This window comes from Paenibacillus amylolyticus (assembly GCF_047302515.1).
GTDB lineage: Bacteria > Bacillota > Bacilli > Paenibacillales > Paenibacillaceae > Paenibacillus > Paenibacillus amylolyticus_G.
Genome location: NZ_CP168019.1, coordinates 4,351,338 through 4,372,831 on the forward strand (window position 1 = coordinate 4,351,338; position 21,494 = coordinate 4,372,831).

Below are 21,494 nucleotides of genomic sequence, written 5' to 3' on the forward strand. Positions count from 1 at the left end.
TCATGGAGGTGAGCAAGTGGAAGAATTACACAATCACGTTCGGGAGTTACGAGCCAGAGACCGGCTATCCCAAGCAGAACTGGCCAAACTCATTGGTGCATCCCGTCAAACCATTGCCCTGATTGAGCGTGGAGATTACTCTCCGTCGGTCGTTCTGGCACTAAAAATAGCCCACGTCTTTCGTGAACCCGTCGAAAAAATCTTTGAATTGAAAGGTGGAGATTAGATTGAAAAATTCATCGTCCTCATCCATTAAGAAGCGATTGCGTCTTCCTCTGTATGCAGCAGGTGGCGCTGTAGTTGGTTTTCTCGGCGCTAGCGGAGTCAGTAAACTCCCTTCTGACTTGAACTGGACGCTGTCCGTGTATTATGACTATGATCTTTTATTCGCAATCCTGGCGGCTCTTGTGGTAGTTATGACGGTGTGGAACATCTTCAGTCTCTCCCGCACGCCATCTGTCCCTCCCATGGAAAATGACGCTTATGGAGATTCCGATTCACTCATCTCTCCAGCAGAGCGCTCCCTCGGAAAAGCGATGATCCTCAGCGGATTCAGCGTTATTCTTACGTTTACCTGGGCAGCACTTGCCTTGTCCTTGTATGCATCCAACCGAACCATGCCGAATTCTCCAGAACTGTTCAACCTCTTGAATTTTGTTGCTTCGTGTATCTCTATTATCATCGTTGTGGTCGTGCAAACTCTGACTGTGAAGCGATACAACCGTTATTACCCTGAACGCACTCTGGATCTGAACTCGCGCAATATGAAGAAAGATCATTTTGAGAAGCTGGATGAAGGCGAGAAATGGATTGTCTATCGCGCAGCCTATCGTTCTTTTCAGATGATGAATGTACTTCTTGGTGTTGGAATGGTCTCTATGGTTCTATATTCGATGCTCTTTACCTTTGCTCCATTCCCGATTGTAATGCTCTCTGTGATCTGGATTGCCAACATCGGAATCTATTATCGTGAAACCTATCGTGCGAGTAATCAGTAATACATGGTTAGGTAACTATTTTGTAAATATTTTCATAAAGGAGTGTTTGCATGCATTTATCCAAACGAAAGACCCGTTTCAGGTTCACCTCCCTAACAGGAGCTTTTATGGCTGTGGTTCTGTCTCTCAGTCTGTGGGTACCCGCAGTTCAGGCGGAGACCGCAACTCCAGTAGCTGCTGAACAAGGAAAGACGAAAGCGCTGACAACCGAATCAGCTACAGCATTTCTGGATTCATTCTTCGATTCACCTGAGGCAAAAGCCCATTATGTGGGAGCCTCCGTTGTTGTTGTGAAGGATGGCAAAGTTCTGGCGGAAAAAGGATATGGCTTCTCCGATGTGGAGAGCAAAACAGCGATCGATCCCAAAAATACCGCTTTCCGTGTAGCCTCTGTCTCCAAAACGTTTACGTCAGCAGCTGTAATGCAGCTGGTAGAGCAAGGCAAGGTTGATCTGCAAGCTGACTTTCAGACCTATGTGAAAGGGCTCGAATTTGATAATCCTTTTGACAAACCTGTAACTGTGGAGAACCTGCTCACACACACGACCGGATTCGAGATCCGTGATCCCCAGCAGGAAGACATCCATACTGATTTTGACAAATACATAGCGATGGAGGATTACGCACAGCAACACATGCCTCCTGTCGTTCGAGAGCCTGGTAACGCCTATATGTACGATAATTTCTCGTTTTTGCTGCTTGGCATGATTGTTGAGAATGTAAGCGGCGAGCCCTTTGAATCCTACATGCAACAACATATCTTCAAACCGCTGGGAATGGATAACAGCAGTTTCATGCTGGACAAAAAGTTCCAAAAGCAGCTGGCTACTGGCTATGATGCGGCACACAATCCGCTTGATCTGTACACCATCGCTCCAACACCAATGCCTCAAGGTGGCATGTTGTCTACCGCTGAGGACATCGGGAAGTTCATGATTGCGTTCCTGAATGATGGCGTGAAGGACAACAAGCGAATTTTCAAGGAATCCACGGTGAAAAGCATGGAACAGTACCGTTCTTCCATTCATCCACTGTTACCAAACACGACGTATGGATTCGAAGCTGCATTTCAGCTTCCCGGAGCAGGAAGTAGTCCAAAAGTTATTACAAAAGGAGGCGACCTGACCGGATTCAGCTCTTATCTCTTCCTTATTCCCGAGCAAAATACAGGCGTTTTCCTGACGTATAATCAAAATGGAGCACTTCGTAATCTGTTCTACCCTGCATTCATTCAGAGCTTCTTCCCACAATATGCAGAGCCTGTACAGTTCAAGGATTACACGCCGCAATCCGCAGCTGAGCTGCAACGCTTTACCGGATTGTATGCCGATCTTCGACTTAGCACGATTGTGAGTTCCCTGAAAGGTGGCGGGGATAAGCCAGGACAACTGAGCATTAACGATGTATTCCTGGGTCAACGCAACCTGATTCAGGTGGAAGATAATCTCTTCAAAGATGAATTGACTGGTCAATTCACAGCATTCAAGAAAAATGCTGATGGAACAATCTATATGAAAGAACCTTACCTCAACCCTATGGGTTATGAGAAAAAAGGACAAAAGCCTATGGGCTTCCGGGATGTTCGTGAGAACAGTCCTTATGCTGAAGCCATCTATGCCATACAATCTCTTGGATATTATGAGAATGATGCTAACAAGTCTTTCCAACCGAAATCAGCTGTGACACGAGCTGAATTTATTGAGAACACGCTTAAACTGAGTGGATTGAAGCCCAGCAAAACAACGCCTCCTGCAGGCACCGACTGGGCAGACCATGCAGCAGCCGGATATATTCAACTTGGATATGAAATGGGTATGATTACTGGCACGGACGAACAGCAATTTAAGCCGGATCAAGTGATTATCCGACAGGAAGCAATGGTCATGATGTGGAGAATTATGCAACTACAATATCCTAGCGAACTGTTCAATGATGTGAAACTTGCGGGGCACACAGATGCATGGGCTGTACCAGCCATTCAGATGATGGCGAAGCTTGGTATCCATGGACCCGAGGTGAAGGTAATGGAGGATGGTTCTGTTGATTTCCTTTCCCGCAAACCTCTGATTCGTCAGGAAGAGGCTGCGATTATGTATGCGCTGCTTACTCAACCAACAGATCAAATTGTCGCTGAACTGATGGCAGCTCAACAGCCACAAGCAGAACCTGCTGAAGGAGCTGAGCCTGCAGATGAGACATCTGAAACTGCGCCGGTTCCTGTACCAGCGCCGGTCCCTTCTGTGACTTCAGCACAATAAAAATAAAACATCTTCATACCGATTAGATTGATCATGCTTATGATGCAAGAAAAAAACAGGCTTGTTCAGAAGGATACGATCCTTCTTGAACAAGCCTGTTTCGTAACTTTTCATAACTTATTATAGCGATCTGTTACTAAGTTATATCCGTCTCTATTCGATCAACGAAGATACATGGCGGTTCCCGTTGCGCTGATCAAACTTGGCTGCAGCGGTCTGAGCATGCTCCGCAAAGTAATCGGCCAGCTTGAGCAGGTCGCCCGGGTCACCTTCATACGGGAAGGATGCTGGCAGACGCAATCGGTATTCTGGAGATTCTTCCACCCAGCGGCGAAGCAACGATGCCGCTCTGGCATAAAACAACATTTTAGCGTAAGGATCTTCATGATCAGCAGCGAACACCAGTGTTTCCTCCAGCACATCAATGCCTTTTGCCGGATTCGTACGTGTGAGATAATCCATCTGCTCCGCAAAACTCTGCACAAAATCGTTCTGGCCTTTGATCAGGCGATATCCCTTGGTCTGATGTTTATCTGCTTCCGCAGTCCGTCCCAGTCGATATAACGGCATCAAAATTTCAGATAAAGTCAGATGGGGAATCTCCGCACAACTCATACGCCCTTTCAGGATAGGCTGTGCCGCCTCCAACACCTTCTCATCGTCTCCTTTTAACAAGAAATATCGCATAATCTCATCCTGCTCACAGGCTTCGCAGTCACTCATAAAGTCACGATCCATCGTTCTGAATCGATCATAACTGCGTCCCGCTTCCTCCAGCTCCCCAAAATCCATAAAGATCCGGAACCGATAATACCAGTAGGAGCGTTCGCTGTAACCGTAAGACTTGAAGCGCCGTCCGAAATCCTCCAACAGCTCCAGGATCTTCTCGCGTGATATTTCCGGAAAGTCGGGCATCTTGCCCAATATCCATTTGTACGACCACATTAACGTTTCTTCATCATATTCTTCGGGCTGTTGGTCGAACTTACCCAGCTGCCAGGAAAAAGCAATCAGTGCTTTCATCGGATAACCGCAGAATGTTGCTGTCTCCACAATCTCCGATCTTGCTTCATATGCCTCTTCCTCCATGCCGTTCACATCGGCAACTCTTGCCGCTTCCTCCAGCATACCGAGCTTCGCCGGACCATTGGGCAAACCATAGGCCTCGTCCATCAGTTCTTCAAAATCCATCTCTGTCTTCATCAGGCATCCCCCTTACGATCTGTATTGGCACGCAAACCCCAATCAATAAAACGAACAATGCCCTGATTTAACACTTCAAGCTCCTGCTTGCTCATGGCATAATGCCCCATCATCAGTGCATTGACGTATAACATTTCGATGGCAATCGGTGTCATCTGATCATCCGGTGATGTCAGTACCCGCTGAATGATCGGATTACTCACGTTCAAATACAAGGTTGAGTACCCTGCCGAACTCATGCCAGAAGATAATGAACCCAGAACGGACGAGAACAATTCCGTACTCTCCTCGCTTGCTTTTTCAAGCGCACGAAGTGTTGAGGATTCCTGAGACAGTGTGAACAACACCGGCAGATCCGATGGCTTAAAACCTTTCACCTCAGCCCGACAGCGGAAGCGCTGCAGAGCAGAATCGGCCAGTCGCAACGCATCATAATACTGATTACGCTCAGCGGGTGGCACATCGTTGAAACTCATCGAGACCTGATCCGGCTGTAGCCGCTCCGTGTGTACATTGTGCACGGTCATCGGCAGTGTAGCCATCAACTCGCTGTCATAGATGTAACCACCATTAATCACCAGCATCGATTGTGCGGATGCCACATGATGAATCTGACGGTACTCATCAACAGAGGACGTGAAGTACAACGTCTCTCCTTCATCTATTAGCTCACCCAGTTCCCGGTGACCCCTCGTACTCTCAAATGGCAGCCATCGGTGAATCATCGCGTAGAATGCCTGATCCTGTACAGCCAGTGCCTTCATGGACAAGGCATGCAGGCGAATCAGTTTCTGTAGCCGTTCCGTCTGGCTCTCAGCCATGTCGGCCAGTCCCTTGCGAAGTGAGTCTCCGAGTTCGGAGCGAACTTCCTCCAGCTTTTCATTTTCATAAAAATGCTCCCGTGATGCCGTCGGTTGAAGCTCATCTGTCCAGATCAGGCATTTCACGAAGAAAGCCCACTCTGGCAAAATGTTCTCAGCCTTCTCCGAAATCAGCATTCGCTTCAAGTAAACCCGGTGAGAACGCTTGGCATTCAGATTAACCGCGTGTGGCAGTACAAAAGCAATACCCCCGGTACGGCCTGAAGCTGTCGTCAACGGAATGAAGTCCTGGAACTGCTCGCCAAGCAGACGTTCACCAAAAGCCAATACCTCCGCTCTGCGTGAACGTGCGAGTGCAGGGTCCATCAGCCAGATCGGTGTCTCGCTATTCACCACATGTTGCGCGCCGTCATGATACAGCGTGACCGGATACGGCAATAACGCTCCATAATAGAACAGAGCTTCTTTCACATAATCTGGTTCAAAGTAGTGTGCTGCGTCCGGTGTGCAACGCAGATATACTTTGGTCCCCGGGGACAGCTGTGTATCCAACTGTCGAATCGTATAGGTGCCATCCGGCTTGCCCCGCCACTCCATCGAAGGGCCGCCCTTCGCGGATTGCGTCAGCATGACAATTTCGTGACTCACCATGAAACAGGATAACAACCCAATCCCGAAACGCCCGATAAACGAAGTCTCTCCATCCAGCAGCGCTTGCTGCCCCCTCTTCGAGGATTGTCCAATCATGGCCAGGAATTCATGGATGTCAGCTTCAGTCAAGCCGATGCCGTTGTCCTCCACCATCATGGTCAATTGCTCACCTGTTCCCGTCAGTTCAACACGAACTTCACCCTGATACCCTGGCTCCGCCTCCGTTCGTGCGGTAATCGCATCAGTCGCATTCTGCATCAGTTCTCGCAAGAACACTTTAGGACTGCTATATAGATGGTTGGATAAAATCTGGATCATCCCGCTCAGGTTCACTTGAAAACGATATTCATTGGATGCTGTCATGACTCACTCACCTTCCTCTACGTCCAAACACAATATGTATCCATACGATGTATTCATATGGATGTGTTAGACGAATTCATTATGTAATCGTTAGAAACAGACGTTCCCCGTGACAGGCACGCCAAAACATCACGTCAAGCCGGCCCTGGATAACCAAGACCGGCGTTATATGCATATTTCAGGCATTCATGAGACGTATGACCTTATCTTTCATTACCACGTTATGAATAGCAATGAAACGGGTGTTCTACCCTAAAATAAGGATACATGTTACAAGGCAGAGTGAAAACAAACCTGAGACCCGATTTCAGACAGACTTCAGGGTAAATGTGCATCTTACATTCGGGACTATTGAAGGAGGAAAATATCTTTTTTGTCGTCCATTTGAACGATATCAGCCTGCCACACGTATAATCTCCAAACTCAGATCGGAAGGTGAATATACATGATCGAAGTACGCAACATATCCAAGCAATTCAAGGTGCATCAAGCACTGCATGATGTCAGTTTCACAATTAAACAAGGCAGTGTCACCGGGTTGATTGGACCCAACGGTTCGGGCAAAACTACACTGATCCGTATCATGAATGGGGTCTTAGGTGCTTCCGGTGGACAGGTAACCATTAACGGATTGGACGCCGCTCGTGAGGCGGAGAAAGTACTGGCCATGTGTGGCACTCTTACCGAACAAAGTGGATTATATGAAAATATGAGCGGGCGTGACAATCTGACTTTCTTCGCAGATGTTTTTGGCCTGAAGCATGCCAAGAAACGAATCGACGAGCTTGTAACTCTGTTCGAGTTGCAGGATTATCAGCATCGAAAAGTCGGCACTTATAGCACAGGCATGAAGAAACGCTTGGGCCTTGCACGAGTACTCTTGCACCGCCCTTCCATCCTGTTTCTGGATGAGCCCACCAATGGCCTGGATCCGGATGGAATTCAGATGGTACTGCGCATTATCCGTTGGTTAAATAAGGAAGAAAAGATGACAATTCTGGTCTCATCCCATGTGCTGTCCCAGCTGTCAGCCGTCTGTGATCATTATATTTTCATGGAAAAGGGGCGCATCGTGGAGGAAGGCACGGAACAGGAGATTGTTAGCCGGTACCTGTCCACTCCGAAACTCGAAGTAGAAGCCGACATACCCGATGGATGGCACACGGCAACCGACTTTACACCTGAAATAATCTCCGCACATCAAGCATTATTTCAGCTTACATCGCGTGAAGATATTCCATTACTGCTAAGGCAATTAACGGAGCATGGTCAAGTCTATCAGGCCCGCATCACGGGCAGTGATCTGGAAAGTATCTATTTTGCCATAAGGGAGGCACACCACCATGAATAACCGCCAAGCCATACGTGCACTGGTACGTAAAGATATCCGGTCCGTCACAGCCAGCATTCAGCTCTGGTTGCCCATGTTGATCGTTCCACTGATTATCGGAATCATTATGCCCTCTGCCCTCCTGTGGGCGGCCTCCAGAATGGAGCTTCGTTCTCTCGGCAACATCAGCTTTCTACTCGAATCATTGGATGCGTTAACCCATGGTGGACAGATTCCTCAGCTTGCTTCCATGCCTACAGATAATCATCGTATTGTCTATTACTTGGCCATGTATATGTTCGCTCCCTTGTTTCTCATCATTCCGGTGATGGCCTCCAGTATTCTGACGGCCAATAGCTTCGCTGGTGAGAAGGAACGTAAGACGCTGGAAGGGTTGTTATTCACACCGATCAGCATGGACACTCTTTTTAAAGGCAAAGTGCTAGCTGCCCTGATCCCTTCCATTCTATTATCCTGGGTTACTTTCCTGATCTATGGAATCATTGCCAATATTCTGATGTACCCCATGTTTGGAACGTTGATGTTTCCCAATCTGAACTGGATCATACTTGTCGTGTGGGTTGTTCCCGCTTGCAGTCTTATGGTCATTTTATTAAACGTCCTGATCTCGGCCAAGGTCCGTGGGTTCCAGGAAGCCTATCAACTCGGCGGATTAATTGTCCTTCCCCTCATCGCCTTAGTCGCTGGTCAAGCCAGTGGCATGTTGCTGATTGGTCCTTGGTTGTTAGTCATGATTGGAGCAGTGCTCCTGCTCATAAGTGTGGTTCTTCTTCGTCTGGTCACGTCGTGGAATAGTCGTCAGCAACTGGCGGAAAGTCAGATCTGAATGATGTGGAGTGTAGCGACGAAATTCAACAATCTACACTGTCGCTCCGCTATGCAGATTGAGAAATAAATAAACGCAGGTTATGATGTGGAGATATATGCTATGGGATGATTTATAGAGAGGAATGGAACAACTGTATGGAATCCAAACTACTTCAAAAATTAAAATATGCTTCACAATTAACGGCACAGGAGAAACATATTGTGGACTATATCCTGAGCAACCCCGAAGTTGTATTTGATTCTACAGCCCATGAACTGGCTCAGCAGACCTATACAAGCTCATCCACCATTGTTCGCCTATGCAAAAAGCTGGGTACCAAGGGGTACCCGGACTTTCAGCTCAAGCTTGCTCTTGAATATCAACAGATACCTTCCGCGATGCAAACGCAGGATCATGCAATTGCAGAACAAGGCAACGTGCTGGCTGCCATCGACTCGGTTCCTTACCTGTACCAGCAAGCGCTGGATGATACCCGCCGGATGTTAAATGCTCCTGTTTTGGTACGAATCGCGAACTGGGTCAAAGAATCCGTACGCATTGATGTCTATGGCAGTGATATGAATTATTATCTGGCTCAACAGGCTTGTGCCAAGTGGAATGAACTCGGCATATCTGCGATTGCTCACAATAGTCCGAACATGCATTACTTGAACACGATGAATCCCAATAGCCTGACGCTCTCTTTTGTTATCTCACACACAGGTGAGAACCAATCCATGATTGAAGCCGCCAAAGTGCTGAGCAACAAACAGATGAAAGTCATCGCAATCACGGGCAACAACCATTCAACCCTGTCCAGACATTGTGATGAAACGCTGCTGGCTTATGGATACAATGAACAATTACGACTGTCCAAAATGTCTTCGATGGTCTCGGTACTCTACATTTTCGACATGTTGTACATGGGGAGCATTAGCGATACGTATTAACGATTACCGTTGATCTGCTGCAAATACAATTCCGGCATCCTTACGTGCACTCATAAGTACACTCATCACAGACTGGCTGTGTTCGAGTAGTTCGTAACACCGTTTGTGGTCCCCATTTGCATGGATGTCCCTGAACGCTTCCCACTCATAGTACAGCCAATTGGATTTGGTCTGTGCATTATACGCCTCAGCAGGCTCATTCCCGATCTGAAGCTTGATCTCCCGGCAACCGTTTGCTCCTCCCACAACCTGAAGATAACCTTTCTCGCCCTGAATGAGCACAAAGTTCATGCTGTTTGTGTCTTTGGCACCTACACATTCCGCAATAAACTCCGGATATTGGAGAACCACTACACCTGACGTATCAATGCCGTTTGCATGCTTGTTCGCGGTATACGATACGGTATTCGGACTGCCAAACAGATTCATGACCAGATGCAGATTATAAATATTGATATCCATCAGCGCTCCACCAGAGAAATGTGGATTGAATACGTTCGGCGTTTCCCCTGCAAGCAGATCATTGTATTTCCGCGAGTATTGACTGTAGTTACACTGGATGAGTTTGATCGGACCAAGCTTTGGTAGTTGCTCCTGTATGACTTTAATATTGGGCAGGTGAATGTTGGAGATGGCTTCAAATAACAACAGATTCTTTTCTTTTGCAAGTGCAATCAGCGTTTCTGCTTCCTGAAGCGTGGACGTGAACGGTTTTTCGCAGACGACATGTTTACCATGTTGAAGTGCCTGATAGGCCTGTTCGTAATGCATGCTGTTTGGTGAAGCAATATATACGAGATCTACATTTGTATCTGAAAATAGGGATTTCAGGTCCGTATAGATTGTACCGACCCCATACTTAATCGCAAGCTCCTGTGCTGTCTCTCTCTTCCGGGAGTACATCGCTGTACACGTAACATCATCCAGTTCATTGATCGCAGATAAAATGGCATCCACAATGGACCCTGTACCAATCGTTGCTATATTCATCATATCGTTTTGCTCCTGTCGTTGGTTGTTTGTCAGTTGGCTCTCTTCGCTGCTCTGGGTGATTGTTATGTTATCACGATTAAGTCAGGCGGAGAATGCTTTGGGACGGGATTGGCAGCATCATGCGCAATTTGATTTCAGGTTTGAATGACTATGAAATTCAATTTCATTCTCTTCTTTTTTTCATGTTTGAGAGCTAACATATCTTCCATAGCGATATAACATAAGGAATTAACGACATACATATAGAAGAAAAAGGGGAAGATGAACGAATGAAAACAGGGTATACATACGTACAACGCACCATCTGTACATTGCTGTTATTTACACTCATTGCAGCAGTGACATTGGGAGGTGGAGCCGCAGCCCAGGCAGCTTCACTCAGCCAATCCACAGTGTATTATGAGTCCGACGGAGTTTTGTACAAAGTATCCGCGGATGGCAGCAATACAACAGAAGTATTAATTGATTTCCAAGGGGTGGACTTGCTCGCGGCAGGCTCTTATCTCTACTACACGCAGACTGCTTCTTCCACAACCTTGCTTCGGGTTCCGAATGACGGGTCCAGCGATGCGGCAGAGACATTTGCTACAGATGTACTCAGCTATTATACGGATAACGGATTCATCTATTATCTGGATGCTACAGGTACCATTTATCGTGCGAATGGCAATAGTGACGCTTCATCTGTCACCAAGATTGCTGACAAGGCCGATACCGACTTTCCGTTTCTCGTCGTAGCCAAAGGGCGTGCTTACTATAATGCGTTGGTTAATGGAAACACGTGGATCGTATCCAAAACGTCCAACGGTTCCGGAGCTGTGCAGCGGATTGCCGCAGGCGCAGTGGAAGGTCGTTATTTTACGAACCAAGCCAAAAACGAACTGCAACTGATGGTCAATACAGACCCCTACGAGGAGTTTTATTCCACCAATGCTGTTGTCATGTATAAGGTGAATTACAACACTGGCAAAGCAACTGCGGTTAATCCCAAAGCCAAACTGGATGTGAATGCTGTATATTCCGGTGGTTGGGGAAACAATCTTTACGTGTATAACAAAGGAATCGTTCTCGACAGCAATAAGGATTACAATTATGCCAAAGGCAAAGCGTTTGCGTTAACCACTTCAGCCAAAACACTTCAGCTTCATAACAAAAGCGTTCGTGAAGTAAGTGCCCTAGTTACAGACAAGGTTGTCCTTATTGATGCAGACAAAAAAGCTTATGCCAAAACGGTCTCGGGCAACAAAGTGACCAAGTCTGCCAACCTGAACCTGAACAATGTAACGTATGTTGCGAATCAATTGACCAACGGCACATCTACGGCTGCATACATCTCGGGCAACAACGGACTCTATTCGGTCAATACAGCTCTCAAGGTAACGAAACTTACCGGGGACGAATGGGATGCATTCCATATCAGAGATGATGTTGCGGGCATCTTCTACATTAATGCCAAAGATCAATATCGCTTGTATCACGTGCAAACGGGTGGAACAGGGAAAAAAGTAATGAGTGACGTTTTCCTCGACAATATTCTATTGGTGACACCGTACTAACATATCATGTTGATTCAGGCGTATAGCCAATATAGCCCATTCAACGGACTTGTCCATAACAAAAAGGACTACCTTGCAGCCATAACGGCTCTTGGTAGTCCTTTTTTGATTGTCGAAAACTATTTTTCAAAAACATCTTCCATATGAGAATGATAATTGTTATCATTAAGAAAAATAAGACAAAAGGATGGTCCGTATGACTGAACAGTTTCCCTTCATTGCTGAAACCTCATCTCTACCGCTCCTCTCCTCCATGTGCCGTGTGCGTCGTGGGGAGAATTTCCGTGTGCAAGGCAAGACGGTGTCACGGCCCATGCTCTGTCTTATTTTGCAAGGAGACGGTGTTCTGGTCCTGAATGATACAGCCTATACGGCGCAAGCGGGCAGCTTGTTTGTACTGAAGCCAGGAACAAGCATCGAGGCCGCTGCACGCTCAAATGTGACCGAATGTTTATTGCTAAGTATGGATACGGTTTGTTTGCAGCAAGTGCGCGGTGAATGGAAAATGACCTCATCACCTGCCTTCCCGCTGGATTGGGAGACAGGCAGGTTGCTGGTTCGTCATAAGCAGCAGGCTGTATTACGTTTGGAACAATTGTATGAAACCTATCGTGGTCTGCAACCGGATCACTTTATTAGCATACATAGCCAGCTGCATGAGCTTCTGCAGTTTCTCTCGGAGAACCGGCTGGAAGCCAATCATGAGAAAGTGGACCCTGCCTTGGAGCGCAGTATTATGTATATGCGACGTTACATGAGTGAAGGAATCAGCATGGATCAGCTTGCCAAGATTGCTGGACTCACCCCCAGCTCTTATTCGCGCAGTTTCAAGAAGGCCAAAGGCATGTCACCGACCGATTACCTGAATCGTTTACGTATAAACGAAGCCAAAAAACAGCTGACAGAGGAATCCTGTATCCTCAAAGACGTCGCGGTATCTGTCGGGTATGGCAATGAGTATTATTTTAGCCGCAAATTCAAACAAACCTTGGGGATTGCTCCCAGCGTATATATGAAAAGAGATCAACTTCGCGTAGCTACAGCATCCATTATGGGATTCCATGAGAACTTGGCCTCGCTTGGACTGCGCCCGGTAGCTGTGCTGGAAGGTGAAGGTGTGATTGACCGAGAAACGGATGAATATGAACAAGAACGCCGATTAACCAGACAATTCGATCAACTTCGGCAGGCGAAGCCAGACTTGATCATCGGTGACTTTTACCACAAGCCCTACTATGATCGCCTGAAAAATATTGCACCCACCATCATCTTGGAGTCCACTGATGACTGGAAAGAGAACCATATTCGCATAGCCGAACTAGTCGGACGTGAGAAGCAAGCGTTGCTGAATTTCAAAGAACTTGAATTTCGCAAGCTTGAAGCAAGCCTGAACCTGCAACCCTATTTCGGACAAAAACGGTTGGCTCTGATGGAGGTTACGAATCAGTTCATTCGCTTACAAGGGACTGGCGAGCATCCATTAAATCACTTGTTGTATGCTGAATTGGGACTCCAGCCTGCTCAGCTTGTATCTCCCGAAAGTTCCAGAAATGAGTATGTAGCGGATAGTATTCCCGTGCTGGACACGGATTACCTGTTGATCCATCGTGCTTCGCTCCAGCCTGTCAGCGAAAAGGTGTTCCGACGCATGAAACAAACGGCATCATGGAATCGATCCCCTGCTGTATTGTATGGTAACGTTCACGATATTTCGAACTGGCAACGGTTATGCTGGACCCCGGGTGGCCGGTTGCAGATTCTGAACGAACTGGAACAGATTACTCAGCAGTCTGTAGTCTTTCCTCAGGCAGGTCTGATCGGACATTAGATGTGAACATAGGTCGATACGATGGGCAAGATTATCTTTTACATCGTGTTCCTTCATTAATAATTCAGTAAGATATTGCACAGGCCAAAGGGCCCTCTCCTATAACGGAAAGGGCCCTTTGCATGTAATTATGAATGTTCCTTGATCTCTTCCTTCGGAACAAGCTTGTATATCTCTTCATTTTCCATGGTATCAATCAACCGATCCAACCATTTGTAATATGCTTCCGCTTGCAAAACTTTGTGTTTGTCTTCCATCAGAATGTGGATAAGTTCAGCGTCTGCCTGCTCATCCAGACCTTCGACTAACCGATTCAGTTCTTCAATTGATTTGCGTAGAATCTGAAGGTTACTCTCCACGGCTTTTCTCCATTTAATCGCAAAATAATCCGTAAACGTCTGATGCCAGTCGTATTCCACTTCATATAGGTCTTTTCTGGAGCCCTTGCTCCACACTTTATTTACCATTTTCAAATCCAGCAGTGTTCGTACACCTGTACTCATACTCGTTTTGCTCATTTCCATTTCCCGTCCCATATCGTCAAGGGTCATTGGTTTGTCTGCAAAAAATAGCAATCCATATAAGTGTCCCGTCGACAGCGTAACGCCGTAAAGATCCATATTACGTCCAATGGCTTCAATGACGCGTTTACGAATCTTCAGCACGGTTGCCTGCTGTTCCTCTTGTAAATGGTCCAAGCCCATGCTTGCAACCTCCATTCTGAACATTCCACAGTCTTTGGCGAAATAATTGCAACACTTTAAAAGTCCTGCTTACATGGGAAAGCACTCGGCCGGACATCATATATGCCAGAGGGCTTTCATTCACCCAATGTATGAAAATGGGAACTTTACCAGGCTACAATTGCCTATGACTATCTTTTAACCAAAAAATTCAGCTTCAATTCAGCTCATTTTCTATTGTAGGAAAAGCAATGTCAAATGTAAAGCTGCCTTATTAGCCAGAATAAGGAGAATGACGGAGTATATGGACGAAAAACTTTGTACAGTTTTTACTGTACAAACATTATGTACTGTTTATTCGGTTGATATACTGGTTAAGTATTGTTAGACTTAAAAACGTTACCCAGAAAGACGGGAAGCGAAGCAACAATTACCGGATTTCGTGGCTGGGCGCATAAGTGTATGGGCTTATGGATGCTGAAAGCCGTTCGAAGTGCACAACACATCAGAAGGGGTGAAAACATGACCATACTTGAAGTGAAAAACGTAAGTAAATTGTTTGGACCCCAAACCGAGCAAGGTCTGCAATTACTGGAGCAAGGTTGGGGTAAAGAAAAGTTGGCCAAAGAAAAACAGATAACGGTTGGTGTCAACCGGGTCAACATGGACATTAAGGAAGGCGAGATTTTCGTTATTATGGGACTGTCCGGGAGTGGTAAATCCACACTGGTTCGGATGTTTAATCGTCTGATTGAACCAACATCCGGAGAAATTCTGGTCCATGGTAAGGATCTACGCAAGATGAACAAAGAACAATTGCGCGAAGTGCGCCGGAAAACGATCAGCATGGTCTTCCAGAAGTTTGCGTTGTTCCCGCACCGTACCGTTCTTGATAATGTGGAGTATGGATTGGAAATACAAAAAGTAGATAAGGAAGTACGCCGGGAGAAGGCAAAAACCTCACTTGAGCTAGTTGGCCTTAAGGGCTGGGAAGACAAAATGCCAGATGAACTCAGTGGCGGGATGCAGCAACGTGTCGGCTTGGCGCGTGCACTTGCCAATGACCCGGAAGTACTACTGATGGATGAAGCCTTCAGTGCACTTGATCCATTGATTCGTCGTGATATGCAAGATGAGTTGATCGAGCTTCAGGATAAAATGAAAAAGACCATTATTTTCATTACCCATGACTTGGACGAAGCGCTGCGCATCGGCGATCGTATTGCCCTCATGAAAGACGGCGCAGTTGTGCAGATCGGTACACCGGAAGAAATCATGATTCAACCGGCCAACTCATACGTGGCCCGCTTCGTCGAAGACGTGGATCTGTCCAAGGTCCTTACAGCATCTCACGTAATGCGTCGCCCTGAAACAATTACGCTTGATCGTGGTCCTCGCGTTGCCCTCGAATTAATGCGCGAAAGTGGCGTTTCCAACCTGTTTGTCATTGACCGTTCGAAGAAGCTGCTTGGTGTCATTACAGCAGAAGACGCTTCTCGTGCGATGCGTGAAAACAAAGTATTAAAAGACATTCTGATCACGGACGGGCCTACTGTGTCGCCTGAGACCCTGATTCATGAATTGTTCGAAATTGTAAGTTCAGCCCATGTGCCTCTCGCTGTTGTTGGTGAGAATGGCCGTCTGCAAGGTGTTATCGTCCGCGGTGCCCTGCTGGGTGCACTTAGCGGTGAAGTTGCAGTAAAGGAGGAACTTGTGAATGATTCCCAAAATACCACTAGCGTCGTGGATTGAATCCATCGTTGACTGGATGAGCTCCTCGCTCTCCGGATTGTTTAATGTAATTTCCATCGTTATTCAAGCGGTTGTCGGATATTTCTCCGGGCTGTTTATGTTGCCCCATCCGCTCCTGTTCATTGCCATATTGGGTGTTCTTGCGTTCATCGTAGGACGACTCCCACTGACACTATTTACGGTTATCGGGTTCTTGCTCGTAGATAACTTGGGATACTGGTCCCAATCTATGGACACACTCGGTCTGGTTATCACTTCGGGATTGGTTTCGATCCTGCTTGGTGTACCTGTCGGAATCTGGCTCGCATACAGTAAAACTGCGGCGCGTATCATTACACCGCTACTTGACTTCATGCAGACGATGCCTGCATTTGTCTACTTGCTGCCTGCGGTTACATTCTTTAGTCTAGGTGTCGTTCCAGGTGTTATCGCGTCCGTTATATTCGCGATCCCGCCAACGATTCGTCTGACTCACCTGGGTATCAGACAGGTATCTGGCGAATTGGTTGAAGCAGCCGATGCATTCGGCTCAACTTCCATGCAAAAGTTGTTCAAAGTACAACTTCCACTCGCTTTGCCTACCGTGATGTCCGGTATTAACCAGACCATCATGTTGTCACTGTCCATGGTTGTTATTGCATCCATGATTGGTGCACAAGGTATTGGTGCGGAAGTCTATCGTGCTGTAACACAGCTTCAAATCGGTAAAGGTTTCGAAGCCGGTCTGGCCGTTGTTGTACTCGCGATTGTACTGGACCGTTTTACACAAAATGTGTTTATGCCAGGTCGCAAAAAGACCTCGCGCATTACAGCCAAGCAAAAAGCATGGATCACTGCTGCGGCAACATTCCTTGTGCTTGTAGCTGGTTTCTCACAATACTTCGTTGGTGGCACAACTTCGGCTGGTGGCAACAATTCAGCAGCCAATGCTGTAGGTCAAGAAGTGAACTATCAGATTATTGGTATCGATCCAGGGGCTGGTATCATGAAGTCCGCTGCAAAAGCGATCGAAGACTATAAACTGACTGACTGGACTCTGATTGAAGGATCTGGTGCAGCCATGACTGCCACACTGGACAAAGCCATCAAAAATGAAGATCCAATCATCATTACAGGTTGGACTCCGCACTGGATGTTCAACAAATATGATCTAAAATATCTGGAAGACCCTGAGAAATCTTTCGGTGATGCTGAAGAAATTCATACCATCGCCCGTAAAGGTCTGAAAGAAGATCACCCTGTTGCGTTTGAATTCCTGTCCCGTTTCCAATGGACATCGGATGAAATGGGTGAAATGATGACTGCTATCCAGGATGGCACATCCGCAGAAGAAGCAGCTAAAGCTTATGCTGAGAAACATGCCGATCAGATTGCTGAGTGGACCAAAGGTCTGACTCCAGTGAACGGTGATGCATTCAAACTGAGCTATGTGGCTTGGGATTCCGAAATCGCAAGTACAAACTTGCTGAAATATGTGATGGAAAACGAATTGGGTTATAAAGTTAACGCTCTGCAAGTCGAAGCCGGACCAATGTGGACGGGTGTTGCCTCAGGCGACGTAGATGCCTCTCCAGCAGCTTGGCTGCCATTGACACACGCAGACTACTGGGAACGTTACAAAGACCAGGTGGACGATCTGGGTGCCAATATGACGGGTGTACGTACAGGCCTCGTGGTTCCTAAGTACATGACTGAAGTAAACTCGATTGCAGATCTGGAGACAGGTGCCGCTTCTTCCACTCCATCGGCAAGTGCCAATGTGGGCGAAGAGGTTAATCACCAGATTGTTGGTATTGACCCGGGTGCAGGTCTGATGAAGGCCACAGCAAACGCCATTAAACATTATGATTTGTCTAACTGGAATCTGATTGAAGGTTCTGGAGCAGCAATGACTGCATCGTTGGACAAAGCTTATAAAAATGAAGAACCCATCATCGTTACGGGTTGGACTCCACACTGGATGTTCAATCAGTATGATCTGAAGTATTTGGATGATCCCGACTTAATTTTCGGCGATGCAGAGGAAGTTCACACGGTTGGACGTAAGGGAATCAAGGAAGATCATCCCGTTGCCTATGAGTTCTTCTCTCGTTTTAATTGGACTGCGGATCAAATGAGTGAAATCATGGTAGACATTCAAAAGGGCGTTTCGCCTGAAGAAGCTGCCAAGACTTATGCAGAAAAACATCCGGACCAAATTGAAGAATGGACCAAGGGGTTAACCCCGGTTAAAGGTGACAATTTACGTCTCGGTTATGTTGCATGGGACTCTGAAATTGCGAGTACCAACCTGATGAAGTATGTGCTTGAGACGGATCTGGGTTACACAGTCAAAGCACTGCAAGTCGAAGCTGGTCCCATGTGGGCAGGCTTGGCAGCAGGTGATATCGATGCTTCTCCAGCCGTATGGCTCCCGCTTACACATGGGGACTACTGGGAAACATATGGAGACAAGATTGAAGATATCGCTGTCAGCATGACAGGAGTTAAACAAGGTCTGGTTGTTCCAACGTACATGGATATCAACTCTGTTGAAGACTTAAAAGATAATTAAACCAGATTGAGATGGATAAACCTGAATTTGGTAAAAAGACCACCGAAATTTTTCGGTGGTCTTTTTGTTATGGCTATATTTTTTCAGGCATGCTATTTGATTTGATATTCTATCCTGGTCTTACTGCATAGTGCTACTTTAAGCATTCACACGCTTTTTCCATTTGACTCTTCTCACATATCCTCTTACTTTGCCTTCGCTCATGAACATCGTATGTAGATGATACTTGGTGAGTTCGTTTATTTCCCAATAACTATCCGATCAGTAACAGTAATACACCAATGACAATCATGACAACACCGAGAATACCATATACCACTCTTGCGCCCTGCCGTCCAATGGTCTTCACAAAAATTCCTGCTCTAAAGCTCTTCATAAACCAATCCCAATTGTTGATACCACCGAGCAAACTAAAAATTCCTGCCGCTATGGCAAATAGTGCGATTAAAACGGGTTGATCTTGCATTTCGTCAACACTCCTTCAATATAATCCTGTCTACTATACCTTCACTTGGTGAAAATTAACAGGCATTAATTAGAAAAAAAATCAGCTTGCAGATGGGAGTCTGCAAGCTGTTTTAGGGAGTTAAACATATTATATTCATTTGCCCATAGAGAACTAATTTCTACAATACCCGCTGATTTTCGCGAAATCTTTCTAAGCTATATCTTGTCTGGAGAATGAGTACATCCTGCAATTATTCGTAGGTTTTACCGATTGTTAGCGCGTAGGAGGATTTTTTACATAAATCGTCATCTCGACTTTAGGCCTATCCGTGGTATATAAAATCGAACTACTGACACTTGTTAATTAAATATCTTTTATTCTGACATACAATCCCTCACTCTTTTAAGCCATACTTTTGTTACTTGACCTATGATCAGACATAACCTGTTAATGTTCATCATGTTATCAATGTTGCAATCATTTGTTCAATCAGGTTGTACATTAAGAAAAATCCGTCTTAGGTCTCAGAGGATATCATAAAATTACAACAATGCGACGATCATTGATGAACGCCGCATCTGGTTGTAATGTGAAATTAGCCTACAATTATTTCTTCACTGTACTGTTATACTGCGCAATCTTTTCTGTAATTTGTTTAGCTGCTGCATCCAATGCTTCCTGTGGTGGACCTTGTCCATTTAGGACCGTTTCAATCGCTCCTTCGACAAGTTGTCTGGCTTCCGGGAATACACCCATTAATGCCCCGGATGTTGCTGTCGAATCCGCGGAAGCGTGCAATTGGTCGACTGCTGTCTGGAATTGCGGGTACTTCGCCATATTATCCTTTAATACTTGCTCATTGTAGGCTGCTGTCGTAATAGGGAAGTATCCTGTCGCAACACTCCAGTTCGCTTGTACCTCTGGTGTAGCCAAGTACTTGATGAATTCCCATGCCGCTTGCTGTTGCGCTTCCGATTTGTTGTTCATGATGTACAAGCTTGCTCCACCCACCACAACGCCGCCTTCTTTGGCATCCGCTGGACGAGGCAGGAAACCTGTTCCCAGTTCAAACTTGCCACCTGAGCCTTCTACGATTTTACGCAGTCCAGCCGTGGAATCCAGGGTCATACCGATTTGCTGAGCTGTAAATGCTGCTGTTGTATCGTCTGTGCTACGTCCCAGATTAGAGAGAGTTTTCTCGTCAATCATCTTTCTCCACCACGTTAATGTCTTCACTCCAGCTTCGGAGTTCAGCAGAGACTCTGTAGCTGCTTCATTTCTTCCGTTTCCATTGTTTACATAATCTGCATTCTGGTTTGCGAAGAACTGTTCCATAAACCAGCCGTAGATCGCCATGGATGCACCTGGCTTACCGTCTTTCGCCAATGCCTTTGCTGCTTGTTCAAACTCTTCATACGTCTTTGGCGGGTTCTCCGGGTCCAGACCTGCTGCTTTGAACATATCCTTGTTGTAGTAAAGGATCGGGTTCGATGTGTTAAAAGGCATAGCGTTCAACTTGCCATCGATGGTGTAGTATCGGATGATGTTTGGTTCCAGTTGGGACAGGTCGAACTGATCCTTGTCGATGAACTGTTGTACTGGTGTAATCATGCCCGAATCGATCATGAACTTGCTACCAATCTCGTAGACCTGAATAATGTCAGGACCGCTGTCTGAGCCCATGGATGCTTTGAGTTTGTTCAAGCTCTCATCGTACTTCCCTTGATAGATGGGCTTCACCTGAATGTCCGGATGGCTAGCGTTAAAGTCGGAAGCGAGCTGATTAATGGCTTTCTCTCCAGCGCCAGACATGGAATGCCACCACGTCAATTGTGTTGTTTCGGCTGCGGCTGCTTCTGCTTGAGCTCCACTTGCCGGGCTGCTTGTTTCCGCTTTTGTTCCACAAGCGGAAATGACAAACATAAGTGCAGCCAGCATTAATGCAAATGTTCCTCTTTTTTTCATACGAAATCGCTCTCCTTTTATATGGCTCGCGTACAATAAAATCTTGGGGATGACGCGGTGTGGCCGTTACGGTTACGAATCGTTCTTTTGATCGCTGTTATCCCCGGATTTCTTTTCATTCTCTTTCAAAGGGGGAAATCCGGGGATAAAGGCGAACGCTTTGCTTCTTCAGAATCGATTTCGTTCCCTCCACTACTACCGTCGTCCATTTCAACATCTTATTTGAAGCACGAGCCTCATTTTATTCGCTCCTGGTATCTAAAACCGTAGACCTTGTAAGAAGATACAAGGTTTAATTAAAAACTTCTAAAT

General features: G+C 46.3%; 16 protein-coding genes. 10 read left to right on the forward strand and 6 right to left on the reverse strand.

Features of this window, described 5'->3' with window-relative positions:
* Positions 1–16: 16 nt before the first annotated feature.
* From ACDJ59_RS19075 to ACDJ59_RS19085, 3 genes are read left to right on the forward strand one after another with little or no spacing between them, the layout of a single operon-like run.
* Complete coding sequence (locus tag ACDJ59_RS19075) at positions 17–226, forward strand: helix-turn-helix transcriptional regulator (protein ID WP_017690042.1); 210 nt, start codon at positions 17–19, stop codon at positions 224–226.
* 1 nt (position 227) lies between these two features.
* On the forward strand, positions 228–998 hold the full coding sequence (locus tag ACDJ59_RS19080; RefSeq protein ID WP_047842012.1) for a DUF3169 family protein: 771 nt from the start codon (positions 228–230) through the stop codon (positions 996–998).
* Between the two features lie 50 nt (positions 999–1,048).
* A complete protein-coding gene (locus ACDJ59_RS19085) occupies positions 1,049–3,256 on the forward strand; it encodes a serine hydrolase (RefSeq protein ID WP_413404928.1) in 2,208 nt (735 codons plus the stop codon).
* A gap of 153 nt (positions 3,257–3,409) precedes the next feature.
* Here ACDJ59_RS19085 and ACDJ59_RS19090 read toward each other — a convergent pair whose 3' ends face one another.
* Positions 3,410–4,459: a hypothetical protein gene (locus tag ACDJ59_RS19090; protein ID WP_413404930.1), complete on the reverse strand. Its 1,050-nt coding sequence runs from the start codon at positions 4,457–4,459 to the stop codon at positions 3,410–3,412.
* Positions 4,459–6,294 (reverse strand): HSP90 family protein, encoded by a 1,836-nt coding sequence (locus tag ACDJ59_RS19095; protein WP_413404932.1) that lies wholly within the window; start codon positions 6,292–6,294, stop codon positions 4,459–4,461. The genes ACDJ59_RS19090 and ACDJ59_RS19095 overlap by 1 nt, the downstream gene beginning before the upstream one ends.
* Before the next feature lie 445 nt (positions 6,295–6,739).
* Between ACDJ59_RS19095 and ACDJ59_RS19100 the strand changes: the two genes are divergently transcribed.
* The 3 genes from ACDJ59_RS19100 to ACDJ59_RS19110 all read left to right on the forward strand — a co-directional run bounded on the left by ACDJ59_RS19100 (position 6,740) and on the right by ACDJ59_RS19110 (position 9,403).
* Positions 6,740–7,645: an ABC transporter ATP-binding protein gene (locus ACDJ59_RS19100; RefSeq protein ID WP_413404934.1), complete on the forward strand. Its 906-nt coding sequence runs from the start codon at positions 6,740–6,742 to the stop codon at positions 7,643–7,645.
* The gene (locus tag ACDJ59_RS19105; protein WP_413404936.1) at positions 7,638–8,471 is read left to right on the forward strand and encodes an ABC transporter permease; all 834 of its coding nucleotides are present in this window, start codon (positions 7,638–7,640) and stop codon (positions 8,469–8,471) included. Before ACDJ59_RS19100 ends, ACDJ59_RS19105 begins: the two co-directional genes overlap by 8 nt.
* A 107-nt stretch (positions 8,472–8,578) precedes the next feature.
* Positions 8,579–9,403, forward strand: a complete 825-nt coding sequence (locus ACDJ59_RS19110; protein WP_413404938.1) for a MurR/RpiR family transcriptional regulator — start codon at positions 8,579–8,581, stop codon at positions 9,401–9,403.
* 3 nt (positions 9,404–9,406) lie between these two features.
* On the opposite strand, the gene ACDJ59_RS19115 is transcribed toward ACDJ59_RS19110, so the two are convergent.
* Positions 9,407–10,393, reverse strand: a complete 987-nt coding sequence (locus tag ACDJ59_RS19115) for a Gfo/Idh/MocA family protein (protein ID WP_413409857.1) — start codon at positions 10,391–10,393, stop codon at positions 9,407–9,409.
* A gap of 272 nt (positions 10,394–10,665) precedes the next feature.
* Here ACDJ59_RS19115 and ACDJ59_RS19120 point away from each other — a divergent pair, with 272 nt between their 5' ends.
* Positions 10,666–11,952, forward strand: coding sequence for a DUF5050 domain-containing protein (locus ACDJ59_RS19120; RefSeq protein ID WP_413404940.1), 1,287 nt, complete (start codon positions 10,666–10,668; stop codon positions 11,950–11,952).
* A gap of 196 nt (positions 11,953–12,148) precedes the next feature.
* On the forward strand, positions 12,149–13,780 hold the full coding sequence (locus tag ACDJ59_RS19125; protein WP_413404942.1) for an AraC family transcriptional regulator: 1,632 nt from the start codon (positions 12,149–12,151) through the stop codon (positions 13,778–13,780).
* A 128-nt stretch (positions 13,781–13,908) separates the two neighbouring features.
* On the opposite strand, the gene ACDJ59_RS19130 is transcribed toward ACDJ59_RS19125, so the two are convergent.
* A complete protein-coding gene (locus tag ACDJ59_RS19130) occupies positions 13,909–14,484 on the reverse strand; it encodes a GbsR/MarR family transcriptional regulator (protein ID WP_036611216.1) in 576 nt (191 codons plus the stop codon).
* 501 nt (positions 14,485–14,985) lie between these two features.
* Here ACDJ59_RS19130 and ACDJ59_RS19135 point away from each other — a divergent pair.
* Together ACDJ59_RS19135 and ACDJ59_RS19140 are read left to right on the forward strand one after the other, a co-directional pair.
* A complete protein-coding gene (locus ACDJ59_RS19135) occupies positions 14,986–16,215 on the forward strand; it encodes a quaternary amine ABC transporter ATP-binding protein (RefSeq protein ID WP_105597692.1) in 1,230 nt (409 codons plus the stop codon).
* Positions 16,181–18,769 carry a glycine betaine ABC transporter substrate-binding protein gene (locus ACDJ59_RS19140; protein ID WP_413404945.1) on the forward strand — a complete coding sequence of 863 codons (2,589 nt, stop codon included), beginning with the start codon at positions 16,181–16,183 and terminating at the stop codon, positions 18,767–18,769. Before ACDJ59_RS19135 ends, ACDJ59_RS19140 begins: the two co-directional genes overlap by 35 nt.
* Positions 18,770–19,022: 253 nt before the next feature.
* Here the strand turns inward: ACDJ59_RS19140 and ACDJ59_RS19145 are convergent, their stop codons facing one another.
* Complete coding sequence (locus tag ACDJ59_RS19145; RefSeq protein WP_047842001.1) at positions 19,023–19,235, reverse strand: immunity 17 family protein; 213 nt, start codon at positions 19,233–19,235, stop codon at positions 19,023–19,025.
* 588 nt (positions 19,236–19,823) lie between these two features.
* Positions 19,824–21,182, reverse strand: coding sequence for an ABC transporter substrate-binding protein (locus ACDJ59_RS19150; RefSeq protein WP_413404947.1), 1,359 nt, complete (start codon positions 21,180–21,182; stop codon positions 19,824–19,826).
* Positions 21,183–21,494: the final 312 nt, after the last annotated feature.

Bases quoted from the DNA above. Each gene is read 5' to 3' on its own strand.
- ACDJ59_RS19085 (WP_413404928.1), top strand. From the start codon at position 1,049: ATGCATTTATCCAAACGAAAGACCCGTTTCAGGTTCACCTCCCTAACA.
- ACDJ59_RS19090 (WP_413404930.1), bottom strand. From the start codon at position 4,459: ATGAAGACAGAGATGGATTTTGAAGAACTGATGGACGAGGCCTATGGT.
- ACDJ59_RS19095 (WP_413404932.1), bottom strand. From the start codon at position 6,294: ATGACAGCATCCAATGAATATCGTTTTCAAGTGAACCTGAGCGGGATG.
- ACDJ59_RS19100 (WP_413404934.1), top strand. From the start codon at position 6,740: ATGATCGAAGTACGCAACATATCCAAGCAATTCAAGGTGCATCAAGCA.
- ACDJ59_RS19105 (WP_413404936.1), top strand. From the start codon at position 7,638: ATGAATAACCGCCAAGCCATACGTGCACTGGTACGTAAAGATATCCGG.
- ACDJ59_RS19110 (WP_413404938.1), top strand. From the start codon at position 8,579: ATGATTTATAGAGAGGAATGGAACAACTGTATGGAATCCAAACTACTT.
- ACDJ59_RS19115 (WP_413409857.1), bottom strand. From the start codon at position 10,393: ATGAATATAGCAACGATTGGTACAGGGTCCATTGTGGATGCCATTTTA.
- ACDJ59_RS19120 (WP_413404940.1), top strand. From the start codon at position 10,666: ATGAAAACAGGGTATACATACGTACAACGCACCATCTGTACATTGCTG.
- ACDJ59_RS19125 (WP_413404942.1), top strand. From the start codon at position 12,149: ATGACTGAACAGTTTCCCTTCATTGCTGAAACCTCATCTCTACCGCTC.
- ACDJ59_RS19130 (WP_036611216.1), bottom strand. From the start codon at position 14,484: ATGGGCTTGGACCATTTACAAGAGGAACAGCAGGCAACCGTGCTGAAG.
- ACDJ59_RS19135 (WP_105597692.1), top strand. From the start codon at position 14,986: ATGACCATACTTGAAGTGAAAAACGTAAGTAAATTGTTTGGACCCCAA.
- ACDJ59_RS19140 (WP_413404945.1), top strand. From the start codon at position 16,181: ATGATTCCCAAAATACCACTAGCGTCGTGGATTGAATCCATCGTTGAC.
- ACDJ59_RS19145 (WP_047842001.1), bottom strand. From the start codon at position 19,235: ATGCAAGATCAACCCGTTTTAATCGCACTATTTGCCATAGCGGCAGGA.
- ACDJ59_RS19150 (WP_413404947.1), bottom strand. From the start codon at position 21,182: ATGAAAAAAAGAGGAACATTTGCATTAATGCTGGCTGCACTTATGTTT.